Origin of the sequence: Moorella mulderi DSM 14980, from assembly GCF_001594015.1 — a bacterium.
Lineage (GTDB): Bacteria > Bacillota > DSM-521 > Neomoorellales > Neomoorellaceae > Neomoorella > Neomoorella mulderi.
Genome location: NZ_LTBC01000007.1, coordinates 70749 through 84149 on the forward strand (window position 1 = coordinate 70749; position 13401 = coordinate 84149).

Here is a 13401-nt window from a genome sequence, read left to right on the forward strand (position 1 = left end):
GGATAAAATTATAAGAGTTGCTGTTTTCGCAAAATGGGCAGAGTAAGAAGGGCATCCGGGATTATAATTACCCTCACACCGGTTCTACCCGCAATTTCCCTGTTCACTGCCTCCTGCAAAGTAGGCATGGCTTCTAAATATATCTTTTTTAATTCTCCTGCAGGAATTTCACAATCGGTCACAACCACCCGCGCCTGTTTTAGAACCCAAGCCAAAATTAGTGCTTTTTGATCCCCGGGGGCAAAACCCTCCTTCGCGGCATGTTCAATAATGTCGTCAGGCCCACCGGACGCGGCCATCCACTCCACGTAGCCGGGGTGGCCGAAGCCGTCTTCACAGCTGGCCGGGATAATGATCACCCCGCCTTTTTTCACCACCGGCCGGGGCCCGAAGACAGACGTGTTGGCTGCCCTGGTGGCCTGGTAGAGGTCGCGGTTTTTGGGGTAACTAACGCCGGCAATGACAATATCCGCCTGATGATTGATCTCCACCTCATACATGGCCCGCGCCGTCTTGACGCCTTCCAGGAAAGCCGCCACCGGGTGCCCGGCCACCACCCGGACCAATTCTTTATTGCCGGTCTGGACTACGTTGACGATAAAGTCAAGGCCAATAGCCAGTGTGGCCTCAGTTAAAAAATCCCGGAAAGTATTGCCCTCAACCACCCCCAGACGGGTTTCTGCCATTATCTCGAAATTATGGGTTGCCGCTATAGTCTCCGCCCCGGCTACACCAACAGCCACGCTTTTTACGCCGCCGCTGTAGCCGGCCAAGAGGTGGGTCTCGATAACCCCGGTGGAGATTTTAATATCTGCTGCGGCCACATATTTATTGACTACCAGAGGTATGCCTCTTTTGGATTTTCCGAGGTGCACCAGCCCCCCTTTATCCCAGGCGTTATGGTTGACGAAGCGCAGGCGGGTGACGTTTTCCTCGCCAAACATGTCAACAAGCTCTTCGCGGGTATTGGGCCTGTGGGTCCCGGTAGCCACCACTACGGTGATATCATGAAGGCGGATACCGCCAGCCAGCAATTCTTCTATTAAAACAGACAGGATAATTTCCTCCGGTAGTTTCCGGGTAATATCGGTAACGATTATAGCCACCTTCTGCCCTGGTCGCACCATATCTTTCAGGCGCCGGCAGCCAATAGGGTTGGCGACAGCCTCCCTGATCGCCCGTTCCGTGTCGGGAAGGATCGGCAGCTTCCGGGACTCAACGACGGTCACATCTACTCCATCCGGTATCTCAAATTCCACCATTTTTTTACCATTGGGGACGGAATACCTGGCCACTAATAAATTCCTCCTTGCAGTCGACCCGCCACGTCCTATTTTGTCCTGCAAGCAACCCCCTTTAGGCCCTTTGCTTAGCAGGTAAATTTTTACTGCTGTTGCTTTAAAACTTCCGTGTTAACCACAAATTGTGGCTCTCGGCCAGTGAGTACCTCAACTACCCCCCGGGCCGCGCCGGTAGCCATCCTGACCACGCATTCCTGAGTCAGGGCCGCGCTATGGGGAGAAAGCAGCACATTATCGAGCTCAAATAACGGATGATTTCGTGAGGGGGGCTCTTCCTCGAAAACATCCAGGGCGGCGCCGGCAATGGCGCCATCTTTAAGAACGCGATACAGAGCCTCCTCGTCCACCACGCCACCACGGGAGAAGTTCACCAGGAAAGCCGAAGATTTCATCAGGGCCAGCCTGGCGCCATTTACCAGGCCCCTGGTCTCAGCCGTGAGGGGAGTGTGAATGGATATAACATCAGCTTCCCGGAAGATGCGGTCCAAATCCTCATATAATACGGCTCCATTTTTCGCCGCCACTTCGGGCCGCACATAAGGATCGAACGCGATTACCTGCATGTTAAAGGCGGCGGCAGCCTTCCTGGCTACCATGCTCCCGATCCTGCCCAAACCTATCAGGCCCAGCACCTTGCCGTCCAGGTCCACGGCCTTGTATTCATTCCTGGCTTCCCAGTCGCCCCGGCGGGTGGCCCGGTCCATAGGGAGCACCATCTTGGCCAGGGCACCTATGGCGGTAAGGGTATGCTCAGCAACGGAAACGGCATTGGCATCCGGCGTATTGAGTACCAGGATACCCCTTTCCGTAGCTGCCCGAAGATCGATGTTATCCACGCCCACCCCGTGGCGGGCAATGACTTTCAGGCTGTCGGCAGCCGCAATTATTTCCCGGGTGAAAGGCGCCGTGCGCACGATAACGCCTTCCACACCCTTGATCTCGCGTTTAACTGTTTCTACCGACGGGTCGGGAGCGACCCGCACCTCGAACCGGTCGTCAAACACCTTCAGGCCGCTTTCGTGGATCGGCTGGACGATCAAGACTTTTTTCTTCATATGACCTTTCGCACCACCCTATGCTTTAACTACGCCCATATCCTGCAAGACCTGCCGCAGGCGAGCCCGGTTTTCTTCAGTCAGGGGACCAACGGGCCGGATGGCCTTACCCGCGTCGATGCCGATCATATTCAAGGCTTCCTTGATCACCACGGGAAAGGTGCCCAGTTCAAAGGCCAGGCGCAGCGGTGCCAGGCGGTACTGGGCCTCCAGGGCGCGCCGGTGATCGCCGGCCATAAAGGCTTCATAAATTTCTACCACCAGGCGGGGTTCTACGTTGGCCGTGGCCGTAATGGAGCCGGTACCGCCGTAGCAGAGGGTGGCATAGATGAGGGTGTCCCGGCCGGCCAGGACAGAAAAGTCCATATCCCGCGTGACCCTGATGTATTCGGCCGTGAGGGTCATGTCGCCGCTGGAGTCCTTGATGCCGACAATGTTGTCTACTGCGGCCAGCTCTTTGACGGTTTCTACCGCAATAGGCACCTTGGTCCTGCCCGGATTGGAGTAAAGCAATACCGGCAGGTCGGGGACGGCCCGGGCTATGTCCAGGTAAAACCCGATAACCTCCTTCTGGCTCAGGTTGGTGAAAAAGGGCGTCAGGATGGATACGGCGTCAACGCCCAGGTCGCGGGCCATTTTAGTCGTTTCTATAGCTTCCTTCGTTGTCAGTGCCGCCGTACCTGCGTAAACAGGAACGCGGCCACGGGTTTCGTCGATCACTATTTCAATAACTTTCTTCTTTTGTTCCATAGTGAGGGCAAAAAACTCGCCCTGGCTGCCTACCGGGAAAAGGCCGTGTACCCCGCCGTCAATTAAATGATTGACCAGCTTGCGCAGCGCGCCTTCGTTGATGTTTCCCCACTCGTCCGTGGGCGTGGCCATAGCCGGGATAATGCCCCTGGGTACAAATTTTGCCATTGCTTTTACCCCCATGATTTATCGTATCTAGCGCCGCGAGGCGACGTAGTCTTTTAATTCGGTAGTATACCTGCGGCCCGTGTCAACGATCATGCTGATATCGTTGGAGTAGGCTATCAGCCTCATACCCGCGTCGATCCACCTTTTGGCGCTTTCCATGTCATAGACGTGGATACCCGGCGCCACGCCGTGATCATTGCAAACCCGGATAAACCGCTCGAGGGCGGTGGTAATCCGCGGGTCATTGGTCTGGCCAGGTATGCCGTAGGATTGGGTAAGGTCAGCAGGCCCGATAAAGGCCGCATCCACTCCATGTACACTTACGAGTTTTTCCAGGTCGCGGATGGCCGTTTCGCTTTCAATCTGGATGACTATTAAAGTTTGTTCATTGGCCAGCTTAATATAGTCGGCTGTTTTTACCGGGGCAAAGTTGGAATGGGCACGCCGCAGGGCCATGCCGCGCTCGCCCAGGGGGTAATACTTAGTGTACTCAACAATCTTCTTTACTTCTTCTTCGCTCTCTACCTGGGGGATTAAAAGCCCCTCCGCCCCGGCATCGAGGGGCCGGGACAGGGCCAGGCGCGACAGGCCCGGTGTCCTAATAATTGTCACAATGTCAGAGGCTTTGGAGACAGCTATCATGTCGGCCACGGTTTCAATGCTGTAGGAAGAATGCTCCATGTCAATGTAGACGAAATCATAGCCGGCTGTGGCCAGCATGGTGATAATACCCGGTCCCCGGACTTCGGAGATCATGGTGCCAATAACTACTTCGCCATTGGCCAGGGATTTTTTTACTTTGTTCTCCCGCACAAAGGTCAGCTCCTTACTATGAGATCACTTTATTATTTTGTGATTTGATGTGTCTGTCAATTATAGCTATTCGACGTTGATACGAAAATTCCTCCTTGCCTGGAAAAAATTTTTTAAAGCCAGGGATAAAACCTATTCCCCTATCCTTTATAAATCCTCCATTCCGGCCCCAGTTTTAATGGCCGCCAGGCTTTGTTCTTCGCTACCTTAAGCCCGCGCCCGTTTATGGCCTCCTTCAAGGCCGCTCTCTTTGTCACCCCGCTTAGCCGGGCCGCAAACCCCGGCGAGCACCCAGATAAGGTTAACGATGAGGAGGGCGGCGGCTACGTAAAAAACTGACTGGAGACCAAAATGGGCTGACCAAAACCCCGCAACAAGGGGCCCGGAAAAATTACCAAAGAAAAAGGCGCTGGAGGTCAAACCATAAACGCTGCCTCTTTTTTCCGCCGGGGTAAGCAACCCTATTAAAGAGTTAGTCAGGGGCAGCAGCCCGCCCAGGAAAAAACCCTGGATAAAGCGCAGGGACATTAACAACCAGATATTCATTGTCATGCCCTGGGGAAGGTAAAACAAAGCCGCACACAGCAAGTTAAGAATTAGCAACCTTTTATATCCCGCCCGGGGGGCCAGACGCCCAGCCAGGGCGGCGCCCAGGACCGAAGAAATGCCCTGAACGGCAACTGCTACCCCGGAAAAGGTATTGAGGGCCGTAGAGGACCCCACCAGGGTTCTCACGTAGAGGGGCAAAAGGGGCTCCACGCCCCGGGTGGCAAACTGGGAAAGGAAAATCACGGTGAACATGACCCAGATGTAAGAAGGCCAGGAGAAAAAGGAGGAGGTCGTTGCTTCTCTATTTTCTTTGGGTTGGCGGGGTTCAAAACGCTCATGGATGGCATAACTCGCGAGCAAGGTGGCCATTACTGCCATGAGGCTTCCCAGCTGCAAGACGCGGCGGTAGGGCAGGAAGTCGGAGAGAATTCCGCCTAATAAGGGCCCCAAAAGAAATCCCAACACCTGTCCTGCCTGTAATAATCCCAATGAGTAGCCTAAATAATTCTCCGGTACGCTGGTGGCTATGAGGGACATGGCGGCGGGTGAAAAACCGCTGAAGGACCCCTGGAGGATGCGAAAAATAAGGACTTGATAGATATTGGTGGCCAGGCTGGTGCAAAAAGTAAAAAGGGCAATGCTGGCGGCAGAACGGATAAGCATGGGCTTCCGTCCATAGCGGTCGGAGAGATGGCCCCAAAAAGGAGAAAGGAGCCCGGTAAAGAGGGAGGTTATGCCTAACAAAAACCCGCTCCACCTGCTCAACTCCCCCGCCCCGGTAATACCCAGCTCGGCAATATAAAAGGGTAAAAATGGAGTAACGATATGGAAAGTGGCCGTCACCATTACTTGTACGGCCACGGCGCTGTACAGGTTGGCTTTCCAACTGTTCATATATCGGTCCCCTTCAATCCCGGGCTCCCATATACCGGAATAAATATAAGTTGATGGGGTTTTTTACGTATTTTGTAACGGTATATTTCAGAGCTGTCTCGCCGTCTTTAATATCTTCATCACCAATACCGGTGCCGCCCGGACGGAATGTACGTATATAGGGATTATTCCTGGTATATTTCCGGGTTAATTATATGAGCCGGCTTCTGTCCTTGCAGGACAGCGATAACACCCCGGGCCACACCGGTTGCCATACGAATCATGGCGTCCTCGCTCACCGCGCCCATATGGGGACTTACCACAATGTTATCTAACTCTAGTAAGGGCTCACCGGCCGGCGGCGGTTCTACAGGGAAGACATTCAGCCCAACACCGGCAATCTGCCCCTTTTTTAGGGCCCGGTAGAGGGCGGGCCCGTCAATAACCGGCCCCCTGGCCTTATTGACCAGGATGGCTGTCTTTTTCATTTCCGGTTCAACCGCTCGCTATTAATCAGGCCCCGGCTTTCCGGCGTTAAAGGACAGGTCCTCCTTGCTAATTTTTGGCTGCTAAAATAGGCACCAGCCGGTGAGAGTTTTTAATTACCAAAATGCTGGCCTGTGTACCGTGCTTGGCCAGGGCATATTCCAGGGCCGCGGCCACGGTGGCCATGGGCTTGATATGGACCTGGCGGGTTATATCCGGGTCTAATTTCGTTTCAGCAAAGATAACTTCATGGTCGCAGAGGATCTGGGCCGTAGCGTAGGCGCGGTGCATTCCCGGCCGGTCTATTTTCGCCGTCTTCAGTTCCCGCACCACCTCTGCCGGTGTCGCCTTGCTCAAACATTCAAACATCGTTTCATTATATATCCCCTCGGCCATGGGAGAAACGACGATTATCGTCCCCCACTTTTTAACGCAAGGGTACTGGACCCCGTTACCGGCCACTACCCCCAGGGCCTCGGCGGCGACATGGTACAGGTTGTTATCTTTGGGATGACCGGCAGAAACGATTACGATGTCTGCCGGAGCGGGGAAATGGGCTTCATAAACACTGCGTGCCGAACGTTCGATCAGGGCCCGGTGGGCCAGCTCTACCTCACCGCAAATGACGTCAATAATTTCTTCTTTTTCATTAACTACGGCGTTGATTAGCAGGTCCAGGCCCGCCAGCCGCGCTACATCGTAACCAAATTGAATAAAGGGATTGCCCTCAACCTTGCCCAGCCCGGTGCGCGGGTCGTCCAGGGTGGCCGGGGTATGGATACTGCTTATTGTTTCACTTGAAGATAACCCTACGGCTATGGCCTTGCCGCCGCCGCTGTATCCGGCTATGGGGTGCGGTAAAATCGTGCCAAGGGCGATCTTGAGATCAGCTTCATAAAAATAGCGGTTCACCAGGGCCGGGTAACCGCCCGAGGTCCGGCCCAGGTCGACCAGAGGACTGGAATCGGAAAAGTGATTGATGACGCGGACACTGTTAACTTTATCCCCCACCATGGCGGCGATTTCTTCCGTACTAGCCGGCCGGTGAGAACCCGTGCCTACAATAATCGTAGTATCCTCGTCTTTAATTCCCGCTTCGTTTAGCTCCCCAAATACTACCGGCAGGATCCATTGCTCAATATTGGGCCGGGAAGCGTCGGAAATGGCAACGCTAACTTTCATACCCGGGCGGGCGAGTTGTTCGAGGGGCCTGGCACCCACCGGGGCAGGCTAAAGCCTCTTTGATTACCGCGTCAACGACAGGTAATGGGTGCCAATGATGGCGGCTCCAGGATACCAATGATGTTTTGGTCTGGGACTTTAATGGATAGAAAACCGGGTCCGTGGGGCATTTGAATTTTCATAGAAACTAATCCTCCATTTACTTCTTAGACTAATTTATTTAAATTACTGTCTTGAGCTGAACTTTTTTGCAAAAAGTTTGCACCAGTTGATAACAATAAGGAGCCAATGTGTCAGTCTATATTTAGTCTATATTTAACTATGCGCTCTCATCACTAAAATTCCTGCTGTTGATTTATTTTTTTTCAACAAAAATTTCTATCAACCCTCGCATCTCTGGCAAGCAAACAAAAAAGCTGCCCCGGCCGGCAGCTTGGTTAACGAAAGCTAATTGGTAAAACCCAAATGCTCTGGTAGCTTTTGCAGGAAAGAAGCGAAGATACCCAGGCCCTTCCTGGCCTCCGGGTTGTTTAATTGCCGCAGCAGGCTCAATACGCTTTGCGGGGATTTATCCTTATTTTCTCGAATGGCCTCTTGCATAGCGGCCATCATACCTGTCACGAGCCTGTCTCCCTGGAGCATTTGTATCCGGTCCAACATGGATAAAGCATTAACAGCCTGTTGTAAAATCCCCGTGACCACCCCGGCTGTTAACGAATCCTTCATAGCCTGGGCCATTCTCCCAAGCTCCAGCAAGGTAGTCATCGTTCCCGTCTCCTGCAGCTCTCTAATTTCTGCGATTAAGCTGCGGAGGTTGCTGCCGGCCCTGGCGACCTCCCGGAAAAGATCCAGCATCTCCGGCCGGTTAAATTCATCGGCCATTTCACCAAGCCGGACTAAATTGGTAACCATATTCTGGATAACAGGCGGTTCCAGGGAATCTATACCGGCGCTGATAAGGTCCAAAATTTCCCGCGAGCGTCCGGGTAGTTCCGGCTCCGTACTGGTAGTTCCCACTATTTTCCTGGCGGGTTGGGCCATCCTTCCTCACTCCCCCCTTATAAAATCCCCCGGGCAGACAACCAGTACATTTCGTTATAAGAAAGCTTAAACCAGTGCAGCATCTCTGAGGGCGGCACCGGCTGCGGCGGTTGCTTATAATTAAAGGTGATATACGTGGCCTCGTTTAACCCGGTCTCAATGAAACAAAACGCCTTGCCGTTATAACGATGGGTTGCCGGCAGCCCCTTTAATTCACTGATTAAATTTCTCACGACTACGTCGGCTTCATAGTGGGCGGTTGAACCTGCCTTGCTGACAGGCAGGTCAGTGGCATCGCCGATCACATAGACACAATCCTGCCCTTCCATCTTTAAACTGTAACGGTCGGTGGGGATAAAGCCGTCTTCATCGCCCAGCCCGGAATCTTGAATTACTCTAGCTCCCCGGTGGGCCGGGATAGCAATCAGCAAATCATAGGGGTGCTCGGAACCGTCCATGTTGTAAGCAATTCTCTTTTCGGGGTCAACCTTTTCCAGGTTAAAAAAGGTTTCATATTCAATACCACGCTTTTCGAATTCCTTTACGGCCCATTTAGCAACAGGTTCCAGGGAATGAACGCGGCCGATGGGGTAAGTGTACTTTAGCTGCACTTTGTTGCGGATACCGGCTTCCCGGTAGTAATCGTCAGCCATGAAAATGAACTCCAGGGGTGCCACCGGGCACTTATGGGGTACGTCGATGGTTACTAGCAGGGTGCCGCCCTGGAAATTCAGCATTTCATACCGTAATCTCTCCGCGCCTTCCGGTGTATAGAAAGTGTGACCGCCTGCCGCCAGGCCCGGAACCGATTCCATATCGGGGTATGACCCCGTGGCTATTACCAGAAAGTCGTAGTCAAAAGACTGCTTGCCGGTAATAACCCTTTTCCTGTCAACATCGATATGGCGCGCTGCGTCCATAACGAAATTTACTTTGGGATGCAGCAGGTATTTCTCTTCCCTGGCAAACTGCTCCAGGAAGCCTTCATTGAAGGCCATGAACAGGAAGCCCGGCTGGTAAATATGCTTGCCGGTATCACCAATCAATACTATTTCCAGCTCGCCGTTATAAACTTCGTTTTCCATAGATTTTGCCAGCCGGTTGGCCACCATGGTACCGGCCACGCCGCCGCCGACAATGATGATGCGCCTGGTCACGTACGACACTCCCTTAAGCAGTAAGCTTTAGTGAAGACCCGGCAGGGCGGGCGCAGGGAATTAAACTTTAGTTTACCTGCGCCCCCCTCCGGCCGTTAACATCCGGCCAGCAGCTATTTTGTTTTCTTGACAGCAATGCGCCAGAAATCTCCATCTTCCCGGCAGTATACAAGCTCGTGTCCCATTTTGTTGACCCATTCCGGTACATCTTTGGCCGAGCCGTTATCACTGGACAACAATTCATATACGTCCCCTATTTGACCGCGCTTAATCGCTTTTACCAGTTCCATCAACGGTCCGGGACAATAAGAGCCCCGGGCGTCAATAGTTTTTGTGATATTTACTTCGGACATGTTATCCCTCCAAATAATCTTACTTACATTACAATGACCTGGCTGCCGGCTGCTTTACCCAGGAATGCCGTAACACCGATTACGTCATCAAAAATATCTATGAGGTCTTCCTTCTTCCACTCCATCAAATCCATGGCCATGGCGCAGCCGTATACCTTCAGGTTACCCATGTCTTTCGCATTTTCTAGTAGCTGGTAGAACAGGTCGACATTCTTATTGAGCATTTCCCGGCCTACCTCACCGGCGGTTTTAAACTCCCTGGCACTGATTACATCTTTGCGAAAAGCCTTTAACGCCTCCATAGTTACGAAAACGTTGACTTCCATCCCCGACATGGAAGCTACTGAGCTTACCAGGCACCCTGCTTGTAACTTTTCCAGTTCTCCTGAGAGTAGGATAACGGACAGTTTGGGTTGTTCCATGGATAATTCTCCTTTCTATTTTGTTTATACCCGGTCTTGAACTAGTTGTTATTTTTGCAAACTAACCCTTTACCATCCCATCACAACCACCTCCAAATAAATAATATTCGCCAGGAAAGAAAAATTTCCTCCCATGCTTTAAAATTTCTTCGCATAAAATATTTTTGGCGAAGAAAAGGGCAAAAAAATTATTCCAGCTGGGCCTGTTTAAATACCTCTATAAATTTCAAGAGAAAGCGCAGCTGTTTGTCATTTAAATAACAGATCTGCCTGAGTACTGCCTGCACGTTCTCGTTCAGCAGCAGTTCCCTTAAATCCGGACCCATGGAAGCCAGCATTTCTTCCAGCTGGTCACGGGCTATAAGCAGGTAACATGGGGAAATACCAAGGGCTTTGGCTATTTTTTCTATAGTATTAAGGGAGGGCTGCACTTTTCCTGCTTCAATCTGCCCGATCATTGCCGGCGAGAGGCCCGCCTGGGCTGCCAGGGCGCTCTGGGTAAGCCCTAGGGATTCGCGGACATCTTTAAGTTTTTTCCCGATCCAGTTTTCTGTATGGCTTACCAGCAGGGAGAGGGGGACTTCCAGGGCGGACGCAATCTTACTCAAAGTATCGGCGGCGGGGTGCAGGACACCCCTTTCAATTTCGCTTAAATAAGTGAAAGAAATACCTGTTTTCGCGCTCAGGTCCTTGAGGGAAAGACCTTTTTCCTGGCGCACCAACCGGATTTTATCTCCCAGACCGACGCTGTTTTCGGCGGGTATAAGGGTTTCCCGGGGAATATTGAGGGCAGAGCAAATTTTATCCAGGGTTTTAAGGGAGGGGCGCTTATGCCCTCTTTCGATTTCACTTAAATATGAGGGGGAAATCCCCGCCCTGCCTGCCAGGTCGTCCAGGGTATAGCCCCTTTCTTCACGGAAATGCCTGATCGTAGAACCTATTTCCATGGTAATCAATCCTTTGGGGTAACTGCCATACATTTTTTTCCAAACGTCATATAAGAGATCCGTTTAAGCCTCAAAAGAAGTTATTCCATTTTACGCTAATACCTCCTCGGGTCTTACGCGCTCATTTGAACCTTACGCGAATATTATATCGCAATCTGGGAGGTAAACAATATGGCAAAGCACAAAGAGAACTAAGGTCATCTGCACAGCGGTATAGTTCTGTTCCCAGAAGAACTGGGCGTTGGTAATCAGGCGCGAGGCGTCGTCGATAAAGGCGATAAGGTAAGGGCCGTACATGATATCCCCCTGCCAAAGCTCATTCACCCCCTGGTGGGCAAAGCGTTTGATTTCCTTTTCCCCAGCATCGGCCGCGGAAGATACCGCCAGGTCCGGGTGCTGGGCCAGATAGCGGTAAAGGTGGATAGAGAAACCTTAGCAGGGACAAACACTCGTGATTACGGGCTGGAAGGTACTACCTGTGGTGCAAAAGTGGTACAAGAATAAACTTCCACGAAGTTTCTCAGGCGAAAAGTGCACACCCTTGTTCCCTAAATTCCTGAATCTTTCTAGAAAGGTCGTCTTCGGTACAATCAAGATACTCAGCCAGGCATGTCAGGCATAAGTACCGTTTAGTGGACCGGCCAAGCAGTTTCTTGTTCAGAGCCACAACATCCTTTACGACCGGCCGGTCACAGTTATAACAGAGTTTGATCTGCACAGCAGACACCTGCCTTTAGAAAAACCTTTGAATATCTTAATGCGAACTGGTTATCGCCCCGGCAGTTACCCAGGAAAATCCATGTCCAGAATTGGCAGGAAGATACTCGATTAGGTATGAGCACCGTGGCCTTACCGAATTTGGATATCAGGTACGGCGTCGCTATACTCACTGTCCATCAGGTGGAGTTGGCGCCTGATAATGCCACGCATCTGCCGAGCAAGCTCCAAACAGTACGTCCGAAATTCTTCCCTGTCAATATCCTCTACGTGCTTGACATGCGGGAAAAGCAGTTTCAGGAAGCCGGAGCAGATACGTTTGATGGCCGTAGTGTCGCGAGTGTCACCTGACCTGGGGATTCCCAAAAGAGCATCCACGAGAGCCGGGTAAATAATCTCGCTCCTTAACGAATGCATAACTTCCGAGAAATACTCCACATTGAGGGCCCACCCCTCAGCCTTCATGTTTTCCCGCATCCGCGGTATATCCCAGCCCCTGATGAAACCATGAAAGCGGTCAATAAGTGCTGATTCTTGAAAAGCATAGGGCAGCTCGGTGAACATATCGGCGTCTTCGCGCATCTTTTCCTCGGGAATGTTACCCATCAATACCAGGCCGGCATCCCCTACACCTCTATAATCGCCCACGCGGTATTCACCTGACTCCATGTACCCCTTCAATGCCCCTCTGATTTCGTCAATGTCGGGGAAGCTGATGGTCTGCACTTCGTCAAAAGCCACATAGTCATAGCGGCTTACTAGACCAGGGGTTTTGCGCGAGACATCATAAAACAAACGGGCGCGGCTAATACTGCCGCCGCTTACCAGCCAGCCGTACTTGGATAGCTGTGACATCATGTAGGACTTACCTGTGCCCTTGGGGGCTAATTCAATCAGGTTAACACGATTTTCTACAAATGGTAGGAGCCGGCTGAGAAGGGTAAGTTTCTGGCGGGTATCCAGGAACCCGGCGGGATTATAATCCACCGCCAGGAGCAACATATCTATCCACTCGTCCAGGGTGAACTCCTTTCGCACCTCTTGATAAAACTCCACGTCCACCTTATACGGCTTGAATGGTTTGAAATCAGTCATATAGATGGCCCCATCGCCTTCTTTTCCTGTCAGCCCAAAAGGGCTCCACTCGCACTCGATGACCCCCCAGGTTTCGCTGTCAGCCAGAAGCTCCTCGCGGTTTTGGCGTAGTACCCGGTCGTCGACGATGGCCTCATACTTCCGGTTGGGAAAACCCAGATCGGGCAAGCTAAACATCCCCTGGCCGGTGCGCACATCCAGCTCCACCCGTAATTTGGCCAGGAATCTGACCCGCTGCCCGTCTTTAATCATTCTACTTTTTAGCAGCTCCCAGTCCTTCTTACCTGGGATATTCTTTCTCACATACTCTCCGACTTCATCAAGGTTCACCTTCCCACTGTCATCGGCAAAACGCATGACCATCCAGTCGCGCAAATAGGAAGGTATGCTTAAGGAGGAAAAGAATTTGTTCTGGGTGGGATCCTTATAGACGGCCATATCCTGGAAATAAGTCCTGATTTTATCCTGAACGGTGCTACTAACATTCATATA

The 13401-nt window shown here is 51.9% G+C and carries 15 protein-coding genes; 1 reads left to right on the forward strand and 14 read right to left on the reverse strand.

Annotated features, from left to right (window positions below; all coding sequences use genetic code 11):
• Positions 1 to 8: 8 nt before the first annotated feature.
• The 13 genes from MOMUL_RS09805 to MOMUL_RS16650 form a co-directional block, all read right to left on the reverse strand.
• Complete coding sequence (locus tag MOMUL_RS09805) at positions 9 to 1295, reverse strand: nickel-dependent lactate racemase family protein (protein ID WP_062284532.1); 1287 nt, start codon at positions 1293 to 1295, stop codon at positions 9 to 11.
• An 89-nt stretch (positions 1296 to 1384) separates the two neighbouring features.
• The gene (locus MOMUL_RS09810) at positions 1385 to 2356 is read right to left on the reverse strand and encodes a hydroxyacid dehydrogenase (protein WP_062284533.1); all 972 of its coding nucleotides are present in this window, start codon (positions 2354 to 2356) and stop codon (positions 1385 to 1387) included.
• A gap of 18 nt (positions 2357 to 2374) precedes the next feature.
• Complete coding sequence (gene dapA, locus MOMUL_RS09815) at positions 2375 to 3274, reverse strand: 4-hydroxy-tetrahydrodipicolinate synthase (protein WP_201786501.1); 900 nt, start codon at positions 3272 to 3274, stop codon at positions 2375 to 2377.
• A gap of 27 nt (positions 3275 to 3301) precedes the next feature.
• On the reverse strand, positions 3302 to 4087 hold the full coding sequence (locus tag MOMUL_RS09820; RefSeq protein ID WP_062284537.1) for an HpcH/HpaI aldolase family protein: 786 nt from the start codon (positions 4085 to 4087) through the stop codon (positions 3302 to 3304).
• A 207-nt stretch (positions 4088 to 4294) separates the two neighbouring features.
• Positions 4295 to 5530 (reverse strand): MFS transporter, encoded by a 1236-nt coding sequence (locus MOMUL_RS09825; RefSeq protein ID WP_062284538.1) that lies wholly within the window; start codon positions 5528 to 5530, stop codon positions 4295 to 4297.
• A gap of 164 nt (positions 5531 to 5694) precedes the next feature.
• The gene (locus tag MOMUL_RS09830; protein ID WP_062284540.1) at positions 5695 to 5997 is read right to left on the reverse strand and encodes an NAD(P)-dependent oxidoreductase; all 303 of its coding nucleotides are present in this window, start codon (positions 5995 to 5997) and stop codon (positions 5695 to 5697) included.
• Positions 5998 to 6064: 67 nt separating this feature from the next.
• Positions 6065 to 7216 carry a lactate racemase domain-containing protein gene (locus tag MOMUL_RS09835; protein WP_062284542.1) on the reverse strand — a complete coding sequence of 384 codons (1152 nt, stop codon included), beginning with the start codon at positions 7214 to 7216 and terminating at the stop codon, positions 6065 to 6067.
• Positions 7217 to 7624: 408 nt separating this feature from the next.
• Entirely contained in the window at positions 7625 to 8218 is a 594-nt protein-coding gene (locus tag MOMUL_RS09840; protein ID WP_062284543.1) for a helical membrane plugin domain-containing protein, read from the reverse strand.
• Between the two features lie 17 nt (positions 8219 to 8235).
• Complete coding sequence (locus MOMUL_RS09845) at positions 8236 to 9375, reverse strand: NAD(P)/FAD-dependent oxidoreductase (protein WP_062284545.1); 1140 nt, start codon at positions 9373 to 9375, stop codon at positions 8236 to 8238.
• A 113-nt stretch (positions 9376 to 9488) separates the two neighbouring features.
• Positions 9489 to 9728: a sulfurtransferase TusA family protein gene (locus tag MOMUL_RS09850; protein WP_054936299.1), complete on the reverse strand. Its 240-nt coding sequence runs from the start codon at positions 9726 to 9728 to the stop codon at positions 9489 to 9491.
• Between the two features lie 23 nt (positions 9729 to 9751).
• Entirely contained in the window at positions 9752 to 10150 is a 399-nt protein-coding gene (locus MOMUL_RS09855) for a DsrE/DsrF/DrsH-like family protein (protein ID WP_062284547.1), read from the reverse strand.
• A 188-nt stretch (positions 10151 to 10338) separates the two neighbouring features.
• Positions 10339 to 11130 (reverse strand): helix-turn-helix domain-containing protein, encoded by a 792-nt coding sequence (locus MOMUL_RS09860; protein ID WP_236713070.1) that lies wholly within the window; start codon positions 11128 to 11130, stop codon positions 10339 to 10341.
• Between the two features lie 99 nt (positions 11131 to 11229).
• A complete protein-coding gene (locus MOMUL_RS16650) occupies positions 11230 to 11421 on the reverse strand; it encodes a transposase family protein (RefSeq protein ID WP_161484998.1) in 192 nt (63 codons plus the stop codon).
• Between the two features lie 6 nt (positions 11422 to 11427).
• Here MOMUL_RS16650 and MOMUL_RS16655 point away from each other — a divergent pair, with 6 nt between their 5' ends.
• A complete protein-coding gene (locus MOMUL_RS16655) occupies positions 11428 to 11601 on the forward strand; it encodes a hypothetical protein (protein WP_161484999.1) in 174 nt (57 codons plus the stop codon).
• A 345-nt stretch (positions 11602 to 11946) separates the two neighbouring features.
• On the opposite strand, the gene brxL is transcribed toward MOMUL_RS16655, so the two are convergent.
• The gene (brxL, locus tag MOMUL_RS09865; RefSeq protein WP_062284548.1) at positions 11947 to 13398 is read right to left on the reverse strand and encodes a BREX system Lon protease-like protein BrxL; all 1452 of its coding nucleotides are present in this window, start codon (positions 13396 to 13398) and stop codon (positions 11947 to 11949) included.
• Positions 13399 to 13401: the final 3 nt, after the last annotated feature.